Source organism: Streptomyces phaeoluteigriseus (assembly GCF_001896135.2).
Lineage (GTDB): Bacteria > Actinomycetota > Actinomycetes > Streptomycetales > Streptomycetaceae > Streptomyces > Streptomyces phaeoluteigriseus.
The window spans coordinates 461,422-484,973 of sequence record NZ_MPOH02000009.1 but is presented as its reverse complement, the minus strand read 5'-3'; the positions used below and the strand labels follow the sequence as shown (position 1 = coordinate 484,973).

20 protein-coding genes and 5 pseudogenes are annotated in these 23,552 nt (G+C 72.4%); 13 read left to right on the top strand and 12 right to left on the bottom strand.

Translation table 11 applies throughout. The annotated features are described in order from the left end of the window. The first annotated feature begins 231 nt into the window (after positions 1 to 231). The 4 genes and pseudogenes from rlmN to BM536_RS09840 all read left to right on the top strand — a co-directional run bounded on the left by rlmN (position 232) and on the right by BM536_RS09840 (position 5,342). Entirely contained in the window at positions 232 to 1,338 is a 1,107-nt protein-coding gene (gene rlmN, locus BM536_RS09855; RefSeq protein ID WP_073499266.1) for a dual-specificity RNA methyltransferase RlmN, read from the top strand. A gap of 251 nt (positions 1,339 to 1,589) precedes the next feature. Next, entirely contained in the window at positions 1,590 to 2,669 is a 1,080-nt protein-coding gene (locus tag BM536_RS09850) for a thiamine ABC transporter substrate-binding protein (RefSeq protein ID WP_073499265.1), read from the top strand. A gap of 56 nt (positions 2,670 to 2,725) precedes the next feature. Continuing rightward, positions 2,726 to 4,327: an ABC transporter permease gene (locus BM536_RS09845; protein WP_094102816.1), complete on the top strand. Its 1,602-nt coding sequence runs from the start codon at positions 2,726 to 2,728 to the stop codon at positions 4,325 to 4,327. Further along, a pseudogene (locus BM536_RS09840) lies at positions 4,327 to 5,342 on the top strand (ABC transporter ATP-binding protein). Before BM536_RS09845 ends, BM536_RS09840 begins: the two are co-directional and overlap by 1 nt. Positions 5,343 to 5,711: 369 nt before the next feature. On the opposite strand, the gene BM536_RS09835 reads toward BM536_RS09840, so the two are convergent. From BM536_RS09835 to BM536_RS09805, 7 genes and pseudogenes are all read right to left on the bottom strand, one after another. Beyond that, the gene (locus BM536_RS09835) at positions 5,712 to 6,425 is read right to left on the bottom strand and encodes an LAETG motif-containing sortase-dependent surface protein (protein WP_094102815.1); all 714 of its coding nucleotides are present in this window, start codon (positions 6,423 to 6,425) and stop codon (positions 5,712 to 5,714) included. A 159-nt stretch (positions 6,426 to 6,584) separates the two neighbouring features. Next, positions 6,585 to 7,709: an LOG family protein gene (locus tag BM536_RS09830; protein ID WP_073499259.1), complete on the bottom strand. Its 1,125-nt coding sequence runs from the start codon at positions 7,707 to 7,709 to the stop codon at positions 6,585 to 6,587. A gap of 34 nt (positions 7,710 to 7,743) precedes the next feature. Then, positions 7,744 to 8,163, bottom strand: coding sequence for a VOC family protein (locus tag BM536_RS09825; RefSeq protein ID WP_073499268.1), 420 nt, complete (start codon positions 8,161 to 8,163; stop codon positions 7,744 to 7,746). Positions 8,164 to 8,312: 149 nt separating this feature from the next. Further along, positions 8,313 to 9,678: pseudogene (locus tag BM536_RS09820) on the bottom strand (hypothetical protein). Further along, positions 9,660 to 10,400, bottom strand: coding sequence for an ABC transporter ATP-binding protein (locus tag BM536_RS09815; protein WP_094102814.1), 741 nt, complete (start codon positions 10,398 to 10,400; stop codon positions 9,660 to 9,662). Before BM536_RS09815 ends, BM536_RS09820 begins: the two are co-directional and overlap by 19 nt. A 204-nt stretch (positions 10,401 to 10,604) precedes the next feature. Further along, a complete protein-coding gene (locus tag BM536_RS09810; RefSeq protein ID WP_073498000.1) occupies positions 10,605 to 11,969 on the bottom strand; it encodes an aspartate aminotransferase family protein in 1,365 nt (454 codons plus the stop codon). A 19-nt stretch (positions 11,970 to 11,988) separates the two neighbouring features. Further along, on the bottom strand, positions 11,989 to 12,504 hold the full coding sequence (locus BM536_RS09805; RefSeq protein WP_073498001.1) for an Lrp/AsnC family transcriptional regulator: 516 nt from the start codon (positions 12,502 to 12,504) through the stop codon (positions 11,989 to 11,991). A 171-nt stretch (positions 12,505 to 12,675) separates the two neighbouring features. Here BM536_RS09805 and BM536_RS09800 point away from each other — a divergent pair, with 171 nt between their 5' ends. From BM536_RS09800 to BM536_RS09780, 5 genes are all read left to right on the top strand, one after another. Then, entirely contained in the window at positions 12,676 to 14,124 is a 1,449-nt protein-coding gene (locus BM536_RS09800) for a gamma-aminobutyraldehyde dehydrogenase (RefSeq protein ID WP_073498003.1), read from the top strand. Between the two features lie 324 nt (positions 14,125 to 14,448). Beyond that, on the top strand, positions 14,449 to 14,802 hold the full coding sequence (locus BM536_RS09795; protein WP_094102871.1) for a hypothetical protein: 354 nt from the start codon (positions 14,449 to 14,451) through the stop codon (positions 14,800 to 14,802). 111 nt (positions 14,803 to 14,913) lie between these two features. Further along, the gene (locus tag BM536_RS09790; protein ID WP_245873352.1) at positions 14,914 to 15,408 is read left to right on the top strand and encodes a class F sortase; all 495 of its coding nucleotides are present in this window, start codon (positions 14,914 to 14,916) and stop codon (positions 15,406 to 15,408) included. Continuing rightward, positions 15,405 to 15,896, top strand: a complete 492-nt coding sequence (locus BM536_RS09785) for an RNA polymerase sigma factor (RefSeq protein WP_073498007.1) — start codon at positions 15,405 to 15,407, stop codon at positions 15,894 to 15,896. The genes BM536_RS09790 and BM536_RS09785 overlap by 4 nt, the downstream gene beginning before the upstream one ends. Beyond that, positions 15,880 to 16,380, top strand: a complete 501-nt coding sequence (locus BM536_RS09780; protein WP_094102813.1) for a hypothetical protein — start codon at positions 15,880 to 15,882, stop codon at positions 16,378 to 16,380. Before BM536_RS09785 ends, BM536_RS09780 begins: the two co-directional genes overlap by 17 nt. A gap of 293 nt (positions 16,381 to 16,673) precedes the next feature. On the opposite strand, the gene BM536_RS09775 is transcribed toward BM536_RS09780, so the two are convergent. Next, positions 16,674 to 17,627, bottom strand: coding sequence for a hypothetical protein (locus tag BM536_RS09775; protein WP_073498009.1), 954 nt, complete (start codon positions 17,625 to 17,627; stop codon positions 16,674 to 16,676). Positions 17,628 to 17,799: 172 nt separating this feature from the next. On the opposite strand from BM536_RS09775, the gene BM536_RS09770 reads away from it, so the two are divergent. Further along, positions 17,800 to 18,324, top strand: a complete 525-nt coding sequence (locus BM536_RS09770; RefSeq protein ID WP_073498021.1) for a hypothetical protein — start codon at positions 17,800 to 17,802, stop codon at positions 18,322 to 18,324. Here BM536_RS09770 and BM536_RS09765 read toward each other — a convergent pair. Beyond that, entirely contained in the window at positions 18,317 to 19,474 is a 1,158-nt protein-coding gene (locus BM536_RS09765; RefSeq protein ID WP_094102870.1) for a serine hydrolase domain-containing protein, read from the bottom strand. The genes BM536_RS09770 and BM536_RS09765 overlap by 8 nt on opposite strands. 349 nt (positions 19,475 to 19,823) lie before the next feature. Here BM536_RS09765 and BM536_RS09760 point away from each other — a divergent pair. Continuing rightward, a pseudogene (locus BM536_RS09760) lies at positions 19,824 to 20,225 on the top strand (sigma-70 family RNA polymerase sigma factor); the annotation flags it as partial. Here the strand turns inward: BM536_RS09760 and BM536_RS09755 are convergent. After that, the gene (locus BM536_RS09755; RefSeq protein ID WP_073498010.1) at positions 20,207 to 20,566 is read right to left on the bottom strand and encodes a winged helix-turn-helix transcriptional regulator; all 360 of its coding nucleotides are present in this window, start codon (positions 20,564 to 20,566) and stop codon (positions 20,207 to 20,209) included. The pseudogene BM536_RS09760 and the gene BM536_RS09755 sit on opposite strands and share 19 nt — an antisense overlap. A gap of 40 nt (positions 20,567 to 20,606) precedes the next feature. Here BM536_RS09755 and BM536_RS09750 point away from each other — a divergent pair, with 40 nt between their 5' ends. Next, positions 20,607 to 21,200 (top strand): NADPH-dependent F420 reductase, encoded by a 594-nt coding sequence (locus BM536_RS09750; protein WP_094102812.1) that lies wholly within the window; start codon positions 20,607 to 20,609, stop codon positions 21,198 to 21,200. Here BM536_RS09750 and BM536_RS09745 read toward each other — a convergent pair. Both BM536_RS09745 and BM536_RS09740 read right to left on the bottom strand, forming a co-directional pair. Next, positions 21,197 to 21,883: a glycerophosphodiester phosphodiesterase gene (locus BM536_RS09745; RefSeq protein ID WP_073498023.1), complete on the bottom strand. Its 687-nt coding sequence runs from the start codon at positions 21,881 to 21,883 to the stop codon at positions 21,197 to 21,199. The two genes, BM536_RS09750 and BM536_RS09745, sit on opposite strands and share 4 nt — an antisense overlap. A 38-nt stretch (positions 21,884 to 21,921) precedes the next feature. Beyond that, positions 21,922 to 23,082, bottom strand: a pseudogene (locus BM536_RS09740) (adenosine deaminase). A 54-nt stretch (positions 23,083 to 23,136) separates the two neighbouring features. On the opposite strand from BM536_RS09740, the pseudogene BM536_RS40770 reads away from it, so the two are divergent. After that, a pseudogene (locus BM536_RS40770) lies at positions 23,137 to 23,552 on the top strand (hypothetical protein); the annotation flags it as partial.

The following is a 23,552-nucleotide window of genomic DNA, read 5'->3' as shown; positions in this document are numbered from 1 at the left end:
GGCAAGACGGGGGTGAGGGGGGTGAGGGGGTGAGGACGGCCGTACCCCGGTGATCCGCCGTGCCGATGGTGCGAGGGGCGCTCCTCGCGCAGAACGGACGGCGCAGGCCGAAGCCCTACAGCGGCGGACGGCACCGGACGAAGCCGTACGCCGCCTGGTGCGCCGCCGTGATCGGCGGGCCGTTCCGAGCCGACCGGGGCACCCGAATGGATCTGCGACACTGGTAGAGCCATGCCTAAGCCCGGAGAACTCACTTTCGTCGCCCCCCGCGGAGCCAAGAAGCCGCCGCGGCATCTCGCCGACCTCTCGCCCGCCGAGCGGAAGGAGGCGGTGGCGGAGATCGGTGAGAAGCCGTTCCGTGCGAAACAGCTGTCCCAGCACTACTTCGCGCGCTTCGCGCACGACCCGGCCGAGTGGACCGACATCCCCGCCGGTGCCCGGGAGAAGCTGCGCGAGGCGCTGCTGCCCGATCTGATGACGGTCGTACGGCATCTGTCGACGGACCAGGGGACCACCCGCAAGACGCTCTGGCGGCTGTTCGACGGCACGCTCGTGGAGTCGGTGCTGATGCGGTACCCGGACCGGGTGACCATGTGCATCAGTTCGCAGGCCGGCTGCGGGATGAACTGCCCGTTCTGCGCGACCGGGCAGGCGGGACTGGACCGGAACCTGTCCACCGCCGAGATCGTCCACCAGATCGTGGACGGGATGCGGGCGCTGCGCGACGGGGAGGTCCCCGGCGGGCCGGCCCGGCTGTCCAACATCGTGTTCATGGGCATGGGCGAGCCGCTCGCCAACTACAAGCGGGTCGTCGGCTCCATCCGCGCGCTCACCGACCCCGCCCCCGACGGGCTGGGGCTCTCGCAGCGCGGGATCACCGTGTCGACCGTGGGACTGGTGCCGGCCATCAACCGGTTCTCGGACGAGGGCTTCAAGTGCCGACTGGCCATCTCGCTGCACGCCCCCGACGACGAGCTGCGCGACACCCTCGTCCCCGTGAACACGCGGTGGAAGGTGCGCGAGGTGCTCGACGCGGGGTTCGAGTACGCCGAGAGGTCCGGCCGCCGGCTGTCCATCGAGTACGCGCTGATCCGTGACATCAACGACCAGGCCTGGCGCGGTGACCGTCTCGGTCGCATGCTCAAGGGCCGGCCCGTGCATGTGAACCTGATCCCGCTCAACCCGACACCGGGCTCGAAGTGGACCGCCTCCCGGCCCGAGGACGAGAAGGCGTTCGTCGAGGCCATCGCGGCGCACGGCGTACCCGTCACCGTCCGGGACACGCGCGGTCAGGAGATCGACGGGGCGTGTGGTCAGCTCGCCGCCACCGAGCGGTAGTCTGACCGACGTAAGTACTGTCCTGTTTTCAGACAGTGCGGTAAATCGGACATCAGACATCTTCATATTCCGACAGGGGAGCGCCACAGCGCTGAGAGTGCGGCACCGGGCCGCAGACCCTCTGAACCTCGCCCAGGTCATTCTGGGTAGGAAGTTCGGTCATCACTCGAGCTGTTGCGCCCTGCCCGGACACCCCCCGCGGGTTCCGGGCAGGGCCGCGTCTCTTCCTGGTCACCCCAGGAGGAATTCCAGTGCACATCAGGACATTCGTGGCCGCGGCCGTCGGCCTCGGTCTCGTCACGCTGTCCGCCTGCGGATCGTCGGACGACGGCGGTTCCCCGCAGAGCGGGAGCAAGACCGTCACCCTCGTCAGCCATGACTCGTGGGCCGTCTCCGAAAGCGTGCTCGCCGACTTCGAGAAGCGGTCCGGCTACCAGGTGAAGGTCCTCAAGGACGGCGACGCCGGGCAGGCCGTCAACAAGGCGATCCTCACCAAGGACAACCCGCAGGGCGACGTCTTCTTCGGCGTCGACAACACCCTGCTCTCCCGCGCGCTCGACAACGGCCTCTTCCAGCCGTACGAGGCGAAGGGGCTGGACCAGGTCGACGAGCAGTACCAGCTGGACGCCGGAAAGCACCGGGTCACGCCCGTCGACTACGGCGACATCTGCGTCAACTACGACAAGAAGTACTTCGCCGACCGCAAGCTGGCCCCGCCCGTAACCTTCGACGACCTCGTGAAGCCGGCGTACAAGGACCTGCTCGTCACCGAGAACGCCTCCACCTCCTCGCCCGGCCTCGGTTTCCTGCTCGGCACCGCCGCCAGGTACGGGGACGACGGCTGGGAGGGCTACTGGAAGAAGCTCCGGGCCAACGGCGTGAAGGTGGTCGACGGCTGGGAGCAGGCCTACAACGAGGAGTTCTCCGGCTCGGCCGGCGGCAGGAAGGCCGGCGCGGACCGGCCGCTCGTCGTCTCCTACGCCTCCTCGCCGCCCGCCGAGGTGATCTACGGCGACCCGAAGCCGACGACCGCGCCGACCGGTGTCGCGACCGGCACCTGCTTCCGGCAGGTCGAGTTCGCCGGACTGCTGAGCAACGCCGAGAACAGCGAGGGCGGCAAGGCGCTGATCGACTTCCTGGTCTCGAAGACCTTCCAGGAGGACATGCCGCTCAACATGTTCGTCTACCCGGTGGCGAAGGGCGCGGCCGTACCCGCCGAGTTCACCGAGTACGGCCCGGCCGCCGAGGCTCCCGAGACGATGGACCCGGCGAAGATCGCCGCGGACCGCGACCAGTGGGTCAAGTCGTGGACCTCGCTCGTACTGAAGTAGACCGGCGGGCGGCCCCGCGCCGCCGGCGTACCGGGAGCGCGGCGCGGCTGGGGCTCATGGCCCTGCCCGTCGCGTTCTTCGGACTGTTCTTCGCCTACCCGGTCGCCGCGATCCTCTCGCGTGGACTGCATTCCGGTGGCGGCTGGCACTTCGGGCGCCTGTTCGACGTGCTCGGGCAGTCCGACATCCGGCACGTCCTGTGGTTCACCACCTGGCAGGCGCTCGCCTCCACCGGGCTCACCCTGCTGATCGCCCTGCCCGCCGCCTACGTCTTCGCCCGGTTCTCCTTCCCCGGCAAGCAGGTCCTGCGCGCCGTCGTGACCGTCCCGTTCGTGCTGCCGACCGTCGTCGTCGGTACGGCGTTCCTGGCGCTGGTCGGCCGCGGCGGTCTCCTCGACGAGCTGTGGGGCGTACGGCTGGACACCACCGTGTGGGCGATCCTGCTCGCGCACGTCTTCTTCAACTACGCCGTCGTCGTGCGGACGGTCGGCGGACTGTGGGCGCAGCTCGACCCGCGGCAGGAGGAGGCCGCCCGGATGCTCGGCGCCTCTCCCTTGCGGGCCTGGCGGCAGGTCACCCTGCCGGCCCTCGCTCCGGCCGTCGCCGCCGCCGCGCTCATGGTGTTCCTCTTCACCTTCACCTCCTTCGGCGTGGTGCAGATCCTCGGCGGCCCGACCTTCTCCACGCTGGAGGTCGAGATCTACCGGCAGACCTCGGAGATCTTCGACCTGTCGACGGCCGCCGTCCTCACGATCGTCCAGTTCCTCGCCGTCGGCGCGATCCTCGCCGTGCACGCCTGGACCGTACGGCGGCGGGAGAGCGCGCTGCGGCTGGTGGACGCGGCGGGGACTTCGCGGCGGCCGCGCGGGGCGGGACAGTGGGCGCTGCTCGCCGGGGTGCTCGGCACGGTCGCGCTGCTGCTCGTGCTGCCGTTGGCGGTGCTGGTGCAACGCTCCCTCGACGCCCCGGACTTCGCCTACTACAGGGCGCTGACCAGCGATGACGGCAATGTGTTCCTGGTCCCGCCGATCGAGGCCGTCGGCAACTCGCTGGAGTACGCCCTCGCCGCGACCGTGATCGCGGTGACGGTCGGCGGGCTGGCGGCGGCGGCCCTGACCCGGCGGGACTCCGGGCGGCTGGTCCGCGGGTTCGACGCGCTGCTGATGCTGCCGCTGGGCGTCTCCGCGGTGACCGTCGGCTTCGGTTTCCTGATCGCGCTCGACGAACCTCCGCTGGACCTGCGGGCCAGCTGGATCCTGGTGCCACTCGCGCAGGCGCTGGTCGGTGTGCCCTTCGTCGTGCGGACCATGCTGCCCGTGCTGCGGGCGGTGGACGAGCGGCTGCGGGAGGCGGCGGCCGTGCTCGGGGCGTCGCCGTGGCGGGTGTGGCGGGAGGTGGACCTGCCGATGGTGCGGCGGGCGCTGCTGGTCGCCGCCGGGTTCGCCTTCGCGGTGTCGCTGGGGGAGTTCGGGGCGACGGTGTTCATCGCGCGGCCCGACAACCCGACCCTGCCGGTCGCCGTGGCACGCCTGCTGGGGCGGGCCGGGGAGCTGAACTACGGGCAGGCGATGGCCCTTTCGACGATTCTGATGCTGGTGTGCGCGATCGCCCTGCTGGTGCTGGAGCGGCTGCGCACCGACCGTACGGGGGAGTTCTGATGCTGCGGCTCGAAGGCGCGACCGTGCGGTTCGGGGGGCGGGCGGTGCTGGACGCCGTCGATCTCGACGTCGTCGAGCACGAGGTGGTGTGTGTGCTCGGGCCCAGCGGCAGCGGCAAGTCGACGCTGCTGCGGGTGGTGGCCGGGCTGCAACCCCTGGACGCCGGGCGGGTGGTGCTCGACGGACGCGACCAGGCGGGCGTGCCCGCGCACCGGCGGGGACTGGGGCTGATGTTCCAGGACCATCAGCTGTTCCCGCAGCGGGACGTGGGCGGCAACGTCGCCTTCGGACTGCGCATGCGGGGCACCGACCGGCGCCGACAGCGGGAACGCGTACGGGAGTTGCTCGACCTGGTGGGGCTGCCGGACGCCGGCCGGCGGTCCGTCGCCGCACTGTCCGGCGGTGAGCAGCAGCGGGTGGCGCTCGCCCGCGCGCTCGCGCCCAGCCCCCGGCTGCTGATGCTGGACGAGCCGCTCGGGCAGCTCGACCGTTCGCTGCGGGAGCGGCTGGTCGTGGAACTGCGGGAACTGTTCGGGCGGTTGGGCACCACGGTGCTCGCCGTCACCCACGACCAGGGCGAGGCGTTCGCGCTGGCCGACCGGGTCGTGGTGATGCGGGACGGGCGGATCGCCCAGTCCGGTACGCCGCTCGAGGTGTGGCAGCGGCCGGCGGACGCGTTCGTGGCCCGCTTCCTCGGCTTCGACAACGTGGTGGAGGCGAGCGTCGTCGAGGAGGCCGCGGACACGCCGTGGGGCAAGGTGCCGGTGCGGCCGGCTCCCCGCAGGGCGCCCGCGCGCTGCTGGTACGGCCGGCCGGGGTACGGCTGGTCGAGGCGGAGCAGGGCCTGCCCTGCACGGTCACGGCCCGCACCTTCAAGGGCACCCATGTCGCCGTCCACCTCCAGCCGGAGGACGCGCCACGCCTGGAGGCCGCGTGTGCGCTGCGGCTGGCACCGGAGGTCGGGGACACGGTCGGGGTGGAGTTCGACGCGGCCGAGATCGTGGTGCTCGACTGATCGTGCCGCGCGTACGGGCGCGCCCTGCGCCAGGGCCGAGCTGCTGGTGCGGTAACGGCGGGCGCGGACGGGGGCGCGGGCGCGGAGCACGTCCGGGACGCGCAGGTGCCGTCGCACGGCGGGCCGGAGGCCGAGGGGGGTCCTGCCCCGCTGGACGCGGAAGGTGGGGCTGGGCCGGGGAGGGCGGACGGCCCAGGGGGGTGCGGCGGAACCTGCCGCACGGCCGTCGGACGAGCTGCCCGCCGCGGTGCACCGGGGCGTCCGGCCGGTGTGGACGACCTTCGGCTGAACCGGCGGATCCGGCCGGCGTGACCGGCGAGTGGCCCGCCCCCGCGCGCAGTGCTTCTCGGGGCGGGCCACCCTGCGGGGTCAGCGGTTGCCGGTGCCCTTGCGGCGCATACCGAAGAAGACCGCCCCGCCGCCGACGACGACCAGGACGGCCGCGATGCCGACGATCAGGCCGGTGCGCGAACTGGCGCCGGTCTCGGCGAGGTTGGACTCCTGGGCGGCGGGCGACGGCGCGTTGCTCGCGGAGGCCGCGGGCACGGTGCTGTCGCTCTCGGCGGCCGACCGGGTCGGCTCGCCCGTCGCGGCAGCCGGGGTCGAGGCGGTGCCGGAGGGGGTCGTGGACGGAGTCGAGGACGCCGACGGGGTGGTGGGGGTGTCGTCGGCGCCGGTGCAGGCCTTGGCGGGGGCCTCCAGGATCGGGATGTCGGCGTCGAGGTCGCTGCCGGACTTGATGTGGACCCGGTACTTCGCGCCCGGCGCCCAGTTCTCGGCGAAGGTGACGGCGACGCCCTCGGCCGAGCCCTTGACCGGCGTGGGCTCGCCGATCCGCCTCAGGTCGGCGTTGTTGTTCTGGAGGAAGACCGTGACGACCGCGGGGGTGGCCGTCGCGTCGGTGGAGGTGACGGTGATGACGCCCTTCGAGCCGTCGCAGGAGGCTGCCGCGGAGAACTGCCCGATGCCGAGGGGGTCGGTGGCCAGCGCGGTGCCGGAGATGCCGAGGACCAGGGCGGCCGAGGCGCTGACGAGACCGAACATGCGCACCGAACGAGCGGCGGTACGGCGGGATGGGGACACGTTTGTCCTTTACGTGATGTGCAACTGCGGGGGGCGGAGGGGGAGATGCCGCCCCCGATGCGGCGGCGACAGCCTCCCCAGGGGTCCCTCAGGTCTATAAGCGTTCCATAAGAAGTGTCAATGCGTCGATGCTTCCAGCCGCTCGGCTTTGCCCGCTCATTAACCGCCGAGACGTTTCAGCGCCTCGGGAGCCTCCTCGATCCGGTCGACCAGGGCGATACGGTCCTCCATCGACCGTCCCCCGGCGAGGTTCCGCAGCAGCGGCCAGGCGGGCAGCCGCTCCGTCCAGTGCGCCCGGTTCACGAGCACCATCGGCGTCGGCTCGCCCCGTGACTCGTAGTAGTTGGGCGTCGCGCTGTCGAAGATCTCCTGTACGGTCCCGGCGGCACCCGGCAGGAACACGACGCCGGCGGTGCAGCGGGCCAGCAGGCCGTCCTCGCGGGTGGCGTTGGAGAAGTACTTGGCGAGGTGCGCGGCGAAGGGGTTCGGCGGCTCGTGGCCGTAGAACCAGGTGGGGATGCCGACCGAGGTGCCGCCTCCCGGCCAGCGGGTGCGGACCTCGAAGGCGGCCGACGCCCAGTCGGTGACCGAGGGCGTGAACGTCGGTGCCCCGGCGAGCAGCCCGAGCGCCTCGGGAAGCATGGCGTCGGGGAAGGGAGCCGCGTAGGCGCCGAGGTTGGCCGCCTCCATCGCGCCCGGACCGCCACCGGTCGCCACCGTCAGTCCGGCACGGGCGAGTTCGCGGCCGAGGCGCGCCGCACCGGCGTACGCGTCCGTCCCGCGGGCCATGGCGTGGCCGCCCATCACTCCCACCACCGGGGAACCGGCGAGGAGTTCGTCGAGCGCGTCCGAGACGGCGTCGTCATGGATCGCGCGGAGCATGGAGGCGAAGATGTCGCCGTCCGCCTTGGTCTGCTGGAACCAGCGGTAGGTCAGGGCGTCCGGGGTCGACTCGTAGCCCTCGTCGAGCGAGGCGTACAACTCGTCCGGCGTGTAGACGAAGGCGCGGTACGGGTCGAAGGAGAGGCCCGGTATCGGTGGGAAGACCAGGGCGCCGCCGGTGCGGGCCTTCGTCGCCGCGGCCGGGTCCATCGGGCAGCCGAGGAAGACGGCGCCCGCGGTGTCCACGGCGAGCAGGACGTCCGTACGGTCCGTCAGATCGACCGCCTGGACGCGGAAGTGGGCCAGGGTGCCCCGGGTGGAGACGACCTCGTCGAACTCGGCGAGGGACTCGATCTCACGGTCGTGGGTGCCGTCGTACGGCTGGGCGGGTGTCGGATGCACCCGCCCATGCTAGGCGTGCCGCGTCACCGGTGGATCAGCCCTGCATGGCCGCCGGGTCCATCCAGACGACCTCCCAGGTGTGGCCGTCGGGGTCGTCGAAGGAACGGCCGTACATGAAGCCCTGGTCCTGCGTCTCGTTGGCCGGCGAGCCGCCCGCCGCCAGGGCGCGGTCGACCAGTTCGTCGACCTTCTCACGGCTCTCGGCGCTCAGCGCGATCATGACCTGGCTGGTCTTCGTGGCGTCCGCGATCTCCTTCTTGGTGAAGGTCGCGTAGAACGGCTTGGTGAGCAGCATCGCGATGATGTTGTCGCTGATCACCACGGAGGCCGCGTTCTCGTCGCTGAACTGGGGGTTGATCGAGTAACCCAGCTCCGTGAAGAACTTCTTGGAGGCGTCCAGGTCGCTCACGGGCAGGTTGACGAAGACCATCTGCTGGTAGGCCGGAGTGCTCATCGGGGTGTCTCCCATCGGGTCGTACGGCTGGTGCGCGGTGCGCGTGTTCTTCGGTGGGTTAGACCCGGGGCCCGCGCGGAAGTCATCGGTGGCCCGCAGATTTCTTCGCGTGGATTTTCGTACGGCTCCCGGCGGCTCCCGCAGCCGGCTCAGGGAGTCAGCGGCAGCGCGGCGAGGGCGGCCACGGTCAGGGTGAGCGGAACGAACATCGCGGCGAGGGCGCCCGCCCGGAGCGCCGCCGCGCTGCGCAGCGCCGTGGACGGGGCGCCGAGGCGGAGCAGGGCGGCTGTGGTGGCGGCGCGGGCCTGGCGGGCCTCGACCGCGGCCGTCAGCAGCGTGGCGACGGCGCAGCCGGCGACCAGGGCCGCGCCGAGGGTGGTGAGCGGGCCGAAGGAGGAGTCGGCGGGGTCGTACAGGACGGCCATCGTGTACGCGCCGGAGGCCACGGCGCACAGGATGCCCAGGGGGGCGCCGATGCGGGACGCCTCCTCCATCAGGCCGCGGCCCGCGAGGAGGCGGAGGGCGCCGGGGCGGGCGGCCTGGAGGAGCGGCCGCAGAGGTGGGTGAGGCTGGGGCCGGCCACGGCGAGGCCGATCGCCGTGAGGGTCCAGCCGAGGAGGACCGCGGCGGGGCCGGTGGGGCCGCCGGGGAGGGTGAGGTGGTGGCCGGGGGAGCGGCTGGCGTAGGCCTCCACGGCGAGGCCGGCGGCGAGGAGGGCCGCGCCCCCAGGGGAGGGCGGTGGCTGGGTCACGCTGCCCGGCGCCGGCGCGCTGACTCCCCCGGAGGGGAGACCCCCGGCGCCCACCCGTGCCGCCCCGGCGGCTCGCGCGCCCGCTGCCTGGAGGGGAGGTGGGGTGTCGCCCGATCCGCACCTCCCGGCGGCGTCGTGGCCGGACTGTCTTGCGCCGAAGCGTCCGTAGGCACCGAAGGTTTCCTGGAGCTTCGCCGTGGTGGTGAAGCGGCGGAGGGCCAGGCCGGTGCCGCGGGAGTTCGCTGCCAGGCGGGTGTCCCGGGGGCGCAGGGTCAGGGCTACCGCCAGTGAGGACGCCGCCGGGGCGAGGGCCAGGAGGGTGAGGGCGGCCGGGAGGGGCAGCGGGATGTCCGCGGCCAGGAACGATGCCGCCGCTCCGTCGAAGGGCATGCCCGTGAGGTCGCCGCGGAGGTGGAGGAAGAGGAGGAGGGCCAGCATCGAGCCGACGGCGGTGGACAGGGCCGTCGTGGTCGCCGAGATCGCCATCAGGCGGGCCGGGCCCAGGCCGATCGCCGCCAGCCCGGGGCGGGGGCGGGTGCCCGGGTCGGTGCGGGCGACCGCCAGCGCGAAGTGGACGGTGGCGGCCAGCGGGACCGTGCACCAGGCCAGCCGGAGCGCGGAGCCCGCGGGGGTGTCGGGGTGGCCCAGGGCGTGGCCGAGGGTGCACAGGAGGAGGAAGCCGGTTCCGGCCGAGGCCGTCGCGACGAGCAGACGGCGCAGTTGGACGCCGGACGGGCGCTGCGGGTCAGGCGGAGAGCGAGCACGCCGCCCGGCCTTCCGACTCGGTGACCGGCGGCAGATGGACGGTGCGCACCCGGCGTCCGTCCAGGAGGGAGACCGTGCGGTCCGCGAGGGCCGCCGTGTCGGCGTCGTGGGTGGCCAGGACGACGGTGATGCCGTGCGAGCGGGCCGCCGTGGTCAGGGTGCGCAGCACGTGACCGCGGTCCGCGCGGTGCAGGGGGGCCGTCGGCTCGTCCGCGAAGAGGACCGACGGGGCCGGGGCCAGGGCCCGCGTGATGCAGACGCGCTGGCGTTCGGACTGGGTCAGCTCGTAGGGCCGCAGGCGGGCCTTGTCGCCGATGTCGAGGCGTTCCAGCCACTCCAGGGCGGCGGCCTTGGCGCGGCGGCGGCTGGTGCCGCGCAGCATGAGGGGGAGGGCCGCGTTCTCCCAGACGTTCAGCTCGGGGACGAGGACCGGGGCCGGGTCGATCCAGCCGAAGCGGTCGCGCCGGAGCCGTTCGCGGGCCATCGGCCCCATGGTGTGCACGGGGACGCTGTTGAACCAGACCTCGCCGCGCTGTCCGCGGGCCAGCCCGGACAGGCAGTGCAGCAGGGCGGTCTTGCCGCTGCCGCGCGGCCCGGTGACGGCGAGGATCTCGCCCTCCCGCACGCCGAGGGACACGCCGCCCAGCGCGGGGGAGCCGTCGGGGTGCGTGTAGTGCAGGGAGCGTGCCCACAGCACGTCGTTGTCCGGCGGGGCCTCCATGGGCGTACACCTTCGTTCAGATCCGTAGTTCCCGTGTCGTTCCCCCGTCCGGGGGAACGAAGGCCGGGCCGATCGGTCACTGGCACGCTAGGCAGCCCGGCTCGGGCATCCGGACAGCACACGGCCCCGGGCCGCCGTTTCTCACTCGAACGGACGGCACCGGGGCCGGTGTTGATCACCTGAGCGGAAGATCCCCAAAGATCATCAGAGCTTCGTCCACGCCTCCGTGAGCGTGGCGCGCAGGATCTGCTCGATCTCGTCGAAGGTCTGCTGGTTGGAGATCAGCGGCGGGGCGAGCTGGATGACCGGGTCGCCGCGGTCGTCGGCACGGCAGTACAGGCCGTTGTCGAAGAGGGCCTTGGACAGGAAGCCGTACAGGACGCGCTCGGTCTCCTCGTCGGTGAAGGACTCCTTCGTCACCTTGTCCTTGACCAGCTCGATGCCGTAGAAGAAGCCGTTGCCGCGGACGTCGCCGACGATCGGCAGGTCGTACAGCTTCTCCAGGGTGGCCCGGAAGGCGCCCTCGTTGTCGAGGACGTGCTGGTTGAGGTTCTCGCGCTCGAACAGGTCGAGGTTGGCGATGCCGACGGCCGCGGAGACCGGGTGGCCGCCGAAGGTGTAGCCGTGCAGGAAGGTGTTGTCACCCTTGTAGAACGGCTCGGCCAGGCGGTCGGAGATGATGCAGGCGCCGATCGGGGAGTAGCCCGAGGTCATGCCCTTGGCGCAGGTGATCATGTCCGGCACGTAGTCGAACTTGTCGCAGGCGAACATCGTGCCCAGGCGGCCGAAGGCGCAGATGACCTCGTCCGACACGAGCAGGACGTCGTACTGGTCGCAGATCTCGCGCACCCGCCGGAAGTAGCCGGGCGGGGGCGGGAAGCAGCCGCCCGCGTTCTGGACCGGCTCCAGGAAGACGGCGGCGACCGTCTCCGGGCCCTCCATGAGGATCTGCTGCTCGATCTGGTCGGCGGCCCAGCGGCCGAAGGCCTCCGGGTCGTCGCCGAAGAGCGGGGCGCGGTAGATGTTGGTGTTGGGGACCTTGTGCGCGCCCGGGACGAGCGGCTCGAAGGGGGCCTTCAGGGCCGGCAGGCCGGTGATGGACAGGGCGCCCTGCGGGGTGCCGTGGTAGGCGACCGCACGCGAGATGACCTTGTACTTGGTGGGCTTGCCGGTCAGCTTGAAGTACTGCTTGGCGAGCTTCCAGGCGGTCTCGACCGCCTCGCCGCCGCCGGTGGTGAAGAAGACCTTGTTCAGGTCGCCGGGCGCGTGGTGCGCGAGGCGCTCGGCCAGCTCGACGGCCTTGGGGTGGGCGTAGGACCAGATCGGGAAGAACGCCAGTTCCTGCGCCTGCTTGAAGGCCGTCTCGGCGAGTTCCGTGCGGCCGTGACCGGCCTGGACCACGAACAGGCCCGCGAGACCGTCGAGGTAGCGCCTGCCCTTGTCGTCGTAGATGTAGGTGCCCTCGCCCCGGACGATCGTCGGGACGGGCGCGTTCTCGTACGAGGACATGCGGGTGAAGTGCATCCACAGGTGGTCGTACGCGGTGCGGCTGAGGTCCTTGGTGCTCACGGTTATCGGGTCCTCACGGTTATCGGGTTCCCCACATGTAGGTCTGCTTCTTGAGCTTCAGATAGACGAAGCTCTCGGTGGAGCGCACGCCGGGCAGGGCACGGATGCGCTTGTTGATGACGTCGAGCAGGTGGTCGTCGTCCTCGCAGACGATCTCGGCGAGGACGTCGAACGAGCCGGCGGTCATCACCACGTACTCGACCTCCGCCATGTCGGTGAGCGCGTCGGCGATCGCCTCGGTGTCACCCTCGACGTTGATCCCGACCATCGCCTGCCTGCGGAAGCCCACGGTGAGCGGGTCCGTGACGGCGACGATCTGCATCACGCCCTGGTCGAGCAGTTTCTGGACGCGCTGGCGCACGGCCGCCTCCGACAGGCCGACGGCCTTGCCGATCGCGGCGTACGGCCTGCGGCCGTCCTCCTGGAGCTGCTCGATGATGCCGAGACTGACGGCATCCAGAGGAGGGGTGCCGTTCTTGGACTCGCGGGAGTCCCGGTGCTCTGCGCTTCGACTGGCCACGACGTCACTCTGCACGACGTCTCGATAGTTGCGCAAGGCGCGGGCGATGAAATTCGTTGTTTACGTCACCGAGACTTGCGGATTTCGCAGGAGTGGCTCGATCGGGGGTGTTGAGAACGTCGGTCGGCCGATTAGGGTGGGTGTCTCAGTGATTGGACAGTTCGACCCTGAAACAGGAGGCCGGCAGTGAGCACCGAGCCGCGTGGGCTGCGCACCCTACGGAATTACATCGCCGGTGAGTTCCGGGACGCCGCCGACGGACGGACCACCGAGGTGGTCAACCCCGCCACGGGCGAGGCGTACGCGACCGCACCGCTGTCCGGCCCGGCGGACGTGGACGCCGCCATGGAGGCCGCCGCGGCCGCCTTCCCGGCCTGGCGCGACACCACCCCGGCCGAGCGGCAGAAGGCCCTGCTGAAGATCGCGGACGCGTTCGAGGAGCGCGCCGAGGAGCTGATCGCCGCCGAGGTGGAGAACACCGGCAAGCCGATCGGGCTCACGCGGTCCGAGGAGATCCCGCCCATGGTGGACCAGATCCGCTTCTTCGCGGGCGCGGCCCGGATGCTGGAGGGGCGCTCGGCCGGCGAGTACATGGACGGGATGACCTCGATCATCCGCCGCGAGCCGGTCGGCGTCTGCGCGCAGGTGGCGCCGTGGAACTACCCGATGATGATGGCCGTGTGGAAGTTCGCCCCGGCGATCGCGGCCGGCAACACGGTGGTGCTCAAGCCGTCGGACACCACCCCGGCCTCCACCGTCCTGATTGCCGAGATCGTCGGCTCGATCCTGCCCAAGGGTGTCTTCAACGTCGTCACCGGTGACCGCGACACCGGCCGCCTGATGGTCGAGCACCCGGTCCCGGCGATGGCGTCCATCACCGGTTCCGTACGTGCCGGCATGTCCGTCGCCGAGTCCGCTTCGAAGGACGTCAAGCGCGTCCACCTGGAGCTGGGCGGCAAGGCGCCGGTCGTCGTGTTCGAGGACACCGACATCGCCAAGGCCGTCGAGGACATCTCCGTGGCGGGCTTCTTCAACGCGGGCCAGGACTGCACGGCCGCCACCCGCGTCCTCGTCCAGGAGGCCATCCACGACGAGTTCGTGGCGGCACTGGCGAAGGCCGCGTCCGAGACGAGGACGGGGCAGCCGGACGACGAGGACGTGCTCTTCGGCCCGCTGAACAACCCCAACCAGCTCCAGCAGGTCACCGGCTTCATCGAGCGCCTGCCCGCCCACGCCAAGGTCGAGGCGGGCGGCCACCGGGTCGGCGACAAGGGCTACTTCTACGCCCCGACCGTCGTCTCCGGCCTGAAGCAGGACGACGAGATCGTCCAGAACGAGGTCTTCGGCCCGGTCATCACCGTCCAGACCTTCACCGACGAGGACCAGGCCGTCGAGTACGCCAACGGCGTCGAGTACGCCCTCGCCTCCTCGGTGTGGACCAAGGACCACGGCCGCGCGATGCGCATGTCCAAGAAGCTCGACTTCGGTTGCGTGTGGATCAACACGCACATCCCGCTCGTCGCCGAGATGCCCCACGGCGGCTTCAAGAAGTCCGGCTACGGCAAGGACCTGTCGGGGTACGGCTTCGAGGACTACACGCGGATCAAGCACGTGATGACGTCGCTCGACGGTTAGGGCCTGTCGTTGGGTCAGGTCGCAGGAAGTCGACAACGCCGCAGGCGCGTGCCGGACCCCGCGTCTGCGGCGTGATCCGAACGAGAGGCCCCGGGCCTCCGGCGGCCGGGCCGTCTCGCCGCGCTGCCCCGGACGGTGTATCCGTCCGGGGCGGCGGTGTTCCGGGCGGGTGTATCCGTCCGGGGTGGCGCTGTTCGGCACCACCGCCGTCCGCCGTCCGGCTTTGCCATCTCTTTACAACCTGTGTCCCCGCTGTCTCGTCTCTCCGCTCGATCCGTCACGCGACCCGTGCGGACCGACGAAGGAGAGCGACTCATGCGAATCATCCGCCGAACCGGCTCCACCGCCCTGGCAGTTGCGGCCACCGCCCTGCTGATCGGCGCGGGGCCCGCGTTCGCCGACGGCGGGACGCCGACTCCCGTCCCGTCCAGCACCGCGACGGCACCCACACCGGCTCCCGCCCCCAGCGAGGCGACCCCGGAGCCCGCGCCCACCGTCACCTCGGGCTCCGACGACCAGGTCCCCGTCGTCCCCCGCGGAGCCGCCGACACCGGTGTGACCACGACGGCCGCGCCGTCGTCGGGCGACGGCACGCTGATCGGCGGTCTCGCGGCGGTCTTCGCCGCGGGCGGCGTCGGGGTGTACGTCCTGCGTCGCCGGAGGACGACCGGCGCATGAGCCCGTACTCCAGGCGCGCCTTCCTCACCGCGGCCGGCGCCGGACTGCTCGCGGGCTGCGCCGGCGGCAGTCCGGCGGACCGGGCCGCGAGCACGACGCCCCCCCGCGCCGGTGCCCTCCCCGGGGAGGGCCGGCCGGCCGCTCGAGCGCTCGGCGCCGGTCGTCCTGCGGATCCCGGCCATCGGGGTCGACACCCCGGTCGTACGGCTGGGCCTCCAGGCCGACGGCAGCGTGGAGGTGCCCGCCGTCACGGCCGACGACCGGGCCGGCTGGTACCGGTACTCGCCGACGCCCGGCCAGAGGGGGCCGTCGGTGCTCCTCGGCCATGTCACGGTCGGGAAGTACGGCGACGGTGTCTTCCGCCGGCTCGACCGGCTGCGGCCGGGCGACGGGATCACGGCGCGCCTGGAGAACGGCACGACCGCGGAGTTCGCCGTCACCGCCGTACGGACCGTCGGCAAGAAGGAGTTCCCCACCGCCGACGTCTACGGGAACGTGGACCGGCCCGAACTGCGTCTCATCACCTGCGGCGGGCCGCTCACCGGCGACGAGTACCGCGACAACGTGATCGTGTTCGCGGTCCTGACCCGTGCGGGAGAACGGTGAAACGATCCCGCGAGAGGGCGGCGGCCGAACTGTTCGCCGCCCTCTACCCGCGCCTGGCCGGCTGGTGCCGCCGGCTCGTCGACGACGACGAGACCGCCCACGAGATCGCCTCGGAGGCGTTCACCCGGCTCTGGGCCCGTTGGACGGCGGTCGCCGAGCCGCAGGGCTTCCTCTACGTCACCGCCGCCAACCTGGTCCGCGACCACTGGCGCAGGCTCGAACGCGAACGCCGGGCCGTGCGCCGGGCGACCGTCGAGGCCGCGGTCAACCCGACCGCCCAGCCCGCCGACCCGTCGGTCCGGCTGCTCGTGCAGTCGCTGCCCGACCGGCTGCGCGTACCGATCCTGCTGCACTACTACGCTGACATGCCGATCCGGGAGGTGTCCGTGCTCACCGGGCGCAAGGAAGGAACCGTCAAGTCCGATCTGCACGCGGCCCGCGAACTGCTCCGCGCACACCTGGGGAGAAGCCTTGATCACGCACGCTGACGACGCGGGCGACGGCACGGACCGCGCGCCCGACGACCCGCTCACCGTCATCCTGCGGCCCCCGTCCGGTCATCTCGCCCCGCCGCCCGGCCACTACGAGGCGGTCCGTCGCGGCGCCGTCCGCCGCCGGCTGCTGCGGACCGCCGTCGCCGTGGGCGCGACCTGCGCGGTCGCCACCCTGGCTCTGCTGCCGCTGCGCCTCGGCGGATCGGAGGCCCCGGCCGCCCCCACGGTCCCGATGGCCCCGCCGCCCGCGAGCAGCCGGTCCGCCGTGCCGGCGCCCTCGACGTCACCCGTTCCCTCCGTCCCGGACCCCACCGAGGGGAGCCGGACCCCCGACCGCGGCACCGAAACCGACACCGACACCGCGAGGCCCACGCCCGGCCCGGCGCGCACGGTGCCGCCGTCGGATGCCTCTCCCGCGCCGTCCGTCGAGTTGAGTACGCCCTCTATGGCGCCCTCCGGGAGCGGTTCGCGCCGGTGAGCCCGAGGGGCTGATCACCCTCGGGCTGCCGGGTGGCCGGGTTGGCGGGTTGCCGGGTTGCCGGGCTGCGGGCTGCGGGCTGCGGGCTGTCGGACCGCCGGACCCGCCGGTCCGCCGGGCTGCCGGGCTGCCGGGCCGCGCTGTCGCCGTCCGGCGCTCACACGTTCGAGGGCGATGTCACCGACGAGTTCTGTCACGCGGTCGGCAGGTGCCCGTACGAACCGAGGGGGCTGGAAGGGCATCCGCAGGCGTACGGCGTGTGTCGCTGGACGGGGAACCGAGGTGAGCCTGCCTCAGTGGCCGTGCGAGGTGTCCTCGTGGGGCGTCTCCTCGGGTGTACCGGTCCCGGTCCCGGGTGCCGCCTGTGTGCCGGCCCGTACCGTGAAGGCCGCCGTGCGGACCGTCCCGTCGACCTTGAAGTCCAGGAACAGCCGGTAGGTGCCGGCGCTGGGCGCGGTGGCGGCGAAGGACACCCCGGGCCCGGACGTCCTGTCGCCCTCGGCCTCCTCGTGCGGGTGGACGTGCAGGTAGGCCAGGTCGCCGGCGCGCAGGGCGACCAGATGGCCGTAGGCGCCGAGGTAGGGCTCCAGGTCGGTGACCGGCCGCCCGTCCCGGCGGACGGTGAAGGCCAGGTCGCTCTCGGCGCCCGCGGCGAGCGTGCCCTCGAGGGCGACGGTGTAGCCGTCGACGGTGGTGGTGGCCGCGGGCGCGGGCGGTTCGCTCGCCCGGTACGGCCCGGTGACCGTCAGGTCGGAGCCCAGGGTGAGGCCCTCGCTCCCACCGGCCGGCAGGAAGTCCGCGAAGACGCGGTAGCCGCCCGCGTCCGGCAGGTCCACCGGGGTGCTCCAGGTGCCGTCGGCGGCCCGGACGGGATGGAGATGGCGGTACGTCGTCAGCTCGCGCGAGGCGAGGATCAGGTGGAGCTGCTTGCCGTGTGCGGTCCGGTAGCGGGTCACGGGGTCGCCGTCGGCGTCCCGGACGACGAAGCGCAGGGTGCTCTTCCTCCCGGCCGGGAGGGCGGTGGTCTCCAGGTCCAGGGAGTAGCCGTCCTGGGAGACCTGGAGGCCGGCCGGGAGGAGATCCCCGGCCGGGGGGCTCTCGGCCGGGTCCGGGCCGTGGCTCTCGGTGTGTCCGGCGGCCGTCGTGTCCTGGCCGACCGGGCCGAACGCCGTACCGACCCCGTAGGCGGTGCCGAAGGCCGCGGCCAGCGCCGCCGTGAACGCGCCGATCTTCTGCAAGGGGTTCATACCGGGCTCCCGACTCTTCTCTCTTCGCTTGCCGCAAATACCCATGGGGGGTATCTGTGACAGCAACTCTATACCCCCTCGGGGTATGAAGAGAAGGGGAGGGGCGTTCGTCGGCGCGGCGGGCGCCCGAATGGTTTTGAACATGTTCAACTCGCTGGCGTACGCTGCCGCCATGAGCGACAGAGCCGCCCTCCTCAAGGGCATCCGAGCCTGGCTTGTCTTCTTCGTCGTCTGCCTGGTGCTCAGCGGCGCCACGGCCTTCCCGCTGGTGCACGAACTCCGCTGGACCGAGGACCTGTTGCGGGCCCTGTCCGTGCCGGAGCACCTCCCCGCCCTCATGGACTGGATCGTGCGGGTGCGGCAGGGGCTCGACGTCGTCGACGCCGAGTACCCCTTCGTCCTCTACGGCACCGACTGGCTGGCCTTCGCGCACCTCGTCATCGCGGTCGCCTTCTACGGCCCCTACCGCGACCCGGTCCGCAACATCTGGGTCGTCGAGTTCGCGATGATCGCCTGTGCCGGGATCATCCCGCTCGCCCTGATCTGCGGGCCGATCCGCGGCATCCCCTTCTGGTGGAGCGTGCTCGACATGTCGTTCGGCGTGTTCGGCGTGATCCCGCTGTACGTCGTCCGACGGAAGATCAAGCGGCTGGAGGCGCTCACCTCCCCCAACGCCTGGGCGGTCGCCGCTACTTGAGCGCGGCGAGGGCGATGCGCTCGGCCACCGGGTTCATTCCCTCGCCCTTCGCGTCCGTCGCGTTGACCGAGTAGACCAGGGTCCGGCTCAGGTTCCGGGTCCCCGCGATCAGCGCGTTGTAGCCGTACCGGCCGCCCGACTTGAGCCAGTGGACCCGGCCGCCGTACTCGAACCGCTGGAGCCCGGCGCTGTACTCGGCCCCCTCGATGTGCGCCGGGACGGTGAACATCTCCCGCAGTTGGGGCCGCGGCACGATCCGTCCCGCGAACAGCGAGTTGAGCAGTCGCTCCAGGTCCGCGGTCGTGGAGATCATGTCCCCGGCCGCGAACCGGTCGGCCTGGTTCCACTCGGTGACGTCGACGAACTCCGTCGTCCCGTCGGCCTTCTCCACGGCCTGGTAACCGTGGTTGTGGGGGCCGAGGATGCGCGGGTCGGTGCCGGGGAAGTAGGTGTCGGCCATCCCGGCGGGCGCCAGCACCAGGTCGGTGGCCGCGACGGCGTACGGCCGCCCGGTCACCTTCTCGATCAGCAGGCCCAGCACCGTGTAGTTGATGTTGAGGTAGTGCTGCTTCCGGCCGGGACGGAACTCCGGACCCTTCGCCGCCGCCGACGCCACGACCGCCTGGGGCGTGAGCGTGTCGTAGCGGTGGGCGTACACCTCCTCGAAGGTTTCGCCGAGTCCGTCGCCCGCCGGGATGCCGCTGGTGTGGTTCAGCAACTGCCTTACGGTGACGGGCCGGAAGTCCCTGCCGAGGAGGCCCGGCAGATAGCGCTGGACCGGCCGGGCCAGGTCGATCTCACCGCGCGCCGCGAGCTTGAGCACCGCCGCCGCCGTCACCACCTTCGTCACCGAGCCGGCCCGGAAACGGGCGTCCGGGTCGGCGGCACGGCCGCTCGCCAGGTCCCGCACGCCGGCGCTGCCCCGCCAGGTGCCGTCGGTGCCGCCCACCCGGACCAGGGCCGCCGTCGCGTCCGCGTCGGGGAGTCCGGCGAGCGCCTCGCACAGGGCCCGCGCGTTCACGCCGTCGGGACACGTCTCCGCCGCGGCCGGGGCGGTGGACGAGGCGAACGCGGGGACGGCCAGCGGGCCGGCCCCGAGAGCGAGCACCAGGGAGGCGGCGAGGGCGACGGTACGGCGGTGAGCACGCATGCGGAAAGGCTCCTGGGGATCGGCGACGGGATACGTGATCATCCTGCGGCCGTCCGGCGGCGACCGGATCGTCACCGGGGAGGGCGTGCGACCCCGGTCTGTCCCGGAGCAAGTCCCGCACCACGCAAGGGTGTTGTCGGGGATCACCCCCTAGGGGGCTCCCGGGGCTCCCGACCGGTTCTCCCCAGGCCCGAAAGACTGTTATCGCGCGGGCCCCTCGCCCGTCTCCGAACGTGATCTCCGACATCGCCAAGCGCACACCCCCTGCTGAGGAGGTGCGGGCACGAGCAGGGACGCGGACCACGGGGACGGGCGGCAGTGGCACGCCACGATCGCCGCCGCGCAGGCCGGCCTGGAGGGCAGGCTGTTCCGCGTGGCCTCCGGCGGGGCCGCCGCATGGATAACCCCCCTCGACACCAGCTCCGACGGCCCCACCACCGGCATGGGCGGTCCGGACACCGGCCACACTGTCCTGCCGGCCGGCACCCAGCAGATGTGGCAGAACGAGTACTTCTACGTCGACGGCACGGGCACGCTCACCCGGAACGAACGCGGCGCCGACCACGGCATCATCGTCTTCCCCACCACCTGGCAGGCGGCCGACGGCGACCTCCAACGGGGCCCCGGGCAGGGCGTCATCCGCTACGGCCTCGTCCGCGACACCGGCGACGACGGCACCCCCGTCCCGCAGTACGTCACCCGGGCCACCCCGGCCGACCCCGCGACCGTGCCTCAGCGCTCCCGCGTGTAGCGGTCCTGCGCGGCCAGCACGTCGTCCCCGTGCTCGAACGCCCATGCGCCGAAGGCGTCGATCGGCGCGAGCAACGTCCGCCCCAGCTCGGTCAGTTCGTAGTCCACGCGGGGCGGCGCGCAGTCGTGAGCGCGGCGGGCCACCAGGCCGTTGAACTCCAGCCGCCGCAGGGTCTCGGTCAGCACCTTCTGACTGATGCCGCCGATCCGCTCCCGCAGTTCCCCGTGGCGGACCGGACCGCCGCGCAGCGCCCAGAGCACCACGGCGTTCCACGTGTTCGCGAGCAGGTCGAAGGCGAGCCGGGCCCGGCAGTCGGCGAGGAAGTCCGAGTCGGTGGTCACGTACCGAATGGTGCCCGAGCGTCCTCCTACCGTCAGGCGTATGCGGATAGGGATTCTCGGAAGCGGACAGATGGCGGACGCGCTCGGCACCCAGTGGCGGCGCGCGGGACACGAGGTGAGAACGGGCGGCCGTTCCGGCGGCCTGCGGGAGGCGGCGGAGTTCGGCACCGACGCGGTGCTGCTGGCACTGCCGTACGCGGCCGTCGCCGAGGTGGTCGGCGGGCTCGGGGAGGCGCTGCGCGCAAGGGCGCTGATCGACTGCACCAACCCGGTCGGCGCCGGCTTCCGGCTGCTCACGGCGGGCGGACCGGCGGGCGCCGAACGCATCGCCGCCGCCGCGCCGGACGCCCACGTCGTCAAGGCCTTCAACCTCTGCCACGTCGACGTCTGGCGGCTCACCCCGCCCGTCTTCGACGGCCGCCCCCTCGCCGTCCCGCTCTGCGGCGACGACCCGGCCGCCCTGGACGTCGTACGACAACTCGTGCGCGACCTCGGCTGCGAGCCGCTGAACGCGGGCGGACTGGACCGGGCCGGCCTGGTCGAGGCGACGGCGGCCCTGCTGATCGGCCTGTGGGTGGGCGAGGGCGCCGACGCCCAGGCGATCGCCCCGCCGCTCGCCCACGCGGCCGGTTAGCCGCTCCTGCGAAGGGCGCAGAGGACGTCGATGCGGTTGGTGGTGATCGAGTCGGCGCCCAGGTCGATGAGCCGGCGCATGGCGCGGCGGGTGTCCGGGGTCCACACGGACAGCAGCCGGCCGTCCCGGTGGACGCGGGCGGCCAGGTCCCGGTCGACCAGGGAGAAGCGGTAGTTGAGCCAGCGGGGCCCGACCGCGGCCAGCAGCACGGGCCGCGGCGGAGCAAGGCTCGTCCAGGTCATGGCGATCTCGGCGGACGGGTCGGCGGCGCGGACGGCGAGCATCGCGGTGGCGTCGGCGCAGTAGTAGACGCGGTCCGCCGCCCCGGCCTCGCGGACGGCGTCCACCACCCGGCGTGCCGTCCGCACCTCCCGGGTGCCGGGCAGGTCCAGCATCACCCGGCTGCCCTCGGTCGCGGCCAGCGCCTCCGCGAGCGTCGGCACCCCGCCCTCCGTCAGCCCGCGCACCTCGGCCGCCGACAGCGACAGCAGCGGCCGGTCCCGCTCCCACAGCCGCTTCAGCGTCTCGTCGTGCAGCAGCACGGGCACACCGTCCCTGGTGAGCCGTACGTCGATCTCGACGGCGTCCGCGCCCTGGTCGAGCGCGGAACGCAGCGAGTCGAGGGTGTTCTCACGGACGCGGTAGGGGTCGCCGCGGTGGGCCACGGCAGTCACGGTCTGCATGGGCCCATTGTGCTGGTGGCCGGGGAGCGGGGCGGCCGTCAGGGGGCGAGCCACTCCGTGGTGTAGGTGTCGATCTCGGCGGCGATCCGCGCCTTGCCGGGCGCGTCGAGGAAGGACGCCTCCACGGCGTTCCTCGCGAGGTCGGCAAGGCCGCGCTCGTCGAGGTCGAGGAGGCGGGCGGCGACGCCGTACTCACTGTTCAGGTCGGTGCCGAACATGGGCGGGTCGTCGGAGTTGATCGTCACCAGGACGCCCGCCGCGACGAACTCCCGGAGCGGGTGCTCGTCCAGCGTGCGGACCGCGCGGGTGGCGATGTTGGACGTCGGGCACACCTCGAGCGCGACGCGGTGCTCGGCGAGATGGGCGAGGAGCCGGGCGTCCGCGCGGAACTGGTGCCGTGCCCGATGCGCTCGGCCCGCAGGTGGGTCAGGGCGTCCCACACCGTCTCCGGTCCTGTGGTCTCGCCGGCGTGCGGCACGGACCGCAGCCCGGCGGCGATCGCCCGGTCGAAGTACGGCTTGAACTGCGGGCGCGGTACGCCGATCTCGGGCCCGCCGAGGCCGAAGGAGACGAGTCCCTCGGGGCGCAGCCGGTCGTCGGTGGCGAGTCTCGTCGTCTCCTCGGCAGCCTCCAGGCCCGCCTCGCCGGGGATGTCGAAGCACCAGCGCAGGACCGTGCCGAAGTCCGCCTCGGCCGCTTTGCGGGCGTCCTCGATCGCGTCCATGAAGGCGCGCTCGTCGATGCCGCGCCGGGTGGAGGAGAAGGGGGTGATGGTCAGTTCGGCGTACCGCACCTGCTGGCGGGCCAGGTCGCGGGCCACCTCGTACGTGAGCAGCCGGACGTCCTCCGCGGTGCGGATGAGGTCCACGACCGACAGGTACACGTCGATGAAGTGGGCGAAGTCGGTGAAGGTGAAGTAGTCGGCCAGCGCCTCGGGGTCGGTGGGCACCTTGGAGTCGGGGTGGCGGGCGGCGAGTTCGGAGACGATCCGCGGGGAGGCCGATCCGACGTGATGGACGTGCAGTTCGGCCTTGGGCAGGCCTGCGATGAAGGCGTTCAGGGTCAAGGGGTCCTCCCCGGGACGGCACCCCGGGCCGCGTGGGCCGACGGGGTGCGGGTGATCGGCTGATCGATGAGACGGGATCATCGTAGGCGGACGGGGCGGGGGAGCGACGAGGGTTCTGCGGGTGGGGTCCCACCGGTCCGGGGCGGCCCTCCGCCCTCCGTGCCCGGGCCTTAGCATTGCGGGACGCATGACTGAGGGGGTCCCGCGCATGTCCGACGACGCACCCACCGATTCGGCCGACCACCCGTGGGCCGCGCCCGGCTCCGTGCCCGAGGGGACGGAGGGACCGCAGTACGCCCGCGTGCCTCTGGAGAAGGGGGACGCGTCCGGCGGACCCGCCGCGCGGGACGCGCGGGCCTCGGGCGGCTCCGCCCCCTCGGCCGACGCCTGGCCCGCGCCCGCCCCCACCCCGGAGCACGGCTCCGGCGTCACCATCGCCTCCAGCGAGGTGCCCACTCCGCAGGACCACGCGCAGCCGTCCGTCCATGACCAGCGGACGGTGACCTCCCTGCCCGGCGTGACCCCGACGCCCACGGTCGGTACCCCGCGGGCCGACGCCCCGTTCGCCTCCTTCCCTCCGCCCCACCCCGCCACGGCGTCCGG

What these genes read in the sequence shown, in the direction of transcription:
- rlmN (WP_073499266.1), top strand. Translation starts at nt 232, where the DNA reads ATGCCTAAGCCCGGAGAACTCACTTTCGTCGCCCCCCGCGGAGCCAAG.
- BM536_RS09845 (WP_094102816.1), top strand. Translation starts at nt 2,726, where the DNA reads ATGGCCCTGCCCGTCGCGTTCTTCGGACTGTTCTTCGCCTACCCGGTC.
- BM536_RS09825 (WP_073499268.1), bottom strand. Translation starts at nt 8,163, where the DNA reads ATGAGCACTCCGGCCTACCAGCAGATGGTCTTCGTCAACCTGCCCGTG.
- BM536_RS09815 (WP_094102814.1), bottom strand. Translation starts at nt 10,400, where the DNA reads ATGGAGGCCCCGCCGGACAACGACGTGCTGTGGGCACGCTCCCTGCAC.
- BM536_RS09775 (WP_073498009.1), bottom strand. Translation starts at nt 17,627, where the DNA reads ATGAACCCCTTGCAGAAGATCGGCGCGTTCACGGCGGCGCTGGCCGCG.
- BM536_RS09770 (WP_073498021.1), top strand. Translation starts at nt 17,800, where the DNA reads ATGAGCGACAGAGCCGCCCTCCTCAAGGGCATCCGAGCCTGGCTTGTC.
- BM536_RS09765 (WP_094102870.1), bottom strand. Translation starts at nt 19,474, where the DNA reads ATGCGTGCTCACCGCCGTACCGTCGCCCTCGCCGCCTCCCTGGTGCTC.
- BM536_RS09750 (WP_094102812.1), top strand. Translation starts at nt 20,607, where the DNA reads ATGCGGATAGGGATTCTCGGAAGCGGACAGATGGCGGACGCGCTCGGC.
- BM536_RS09745 (WP_073498023.1), bottom strand. Translation starts at nt 21,883, where the DNA reads ATGCAGACCGTGACTGCCGTGGCCCACCGCGGCGACCCCTACCGCGTC.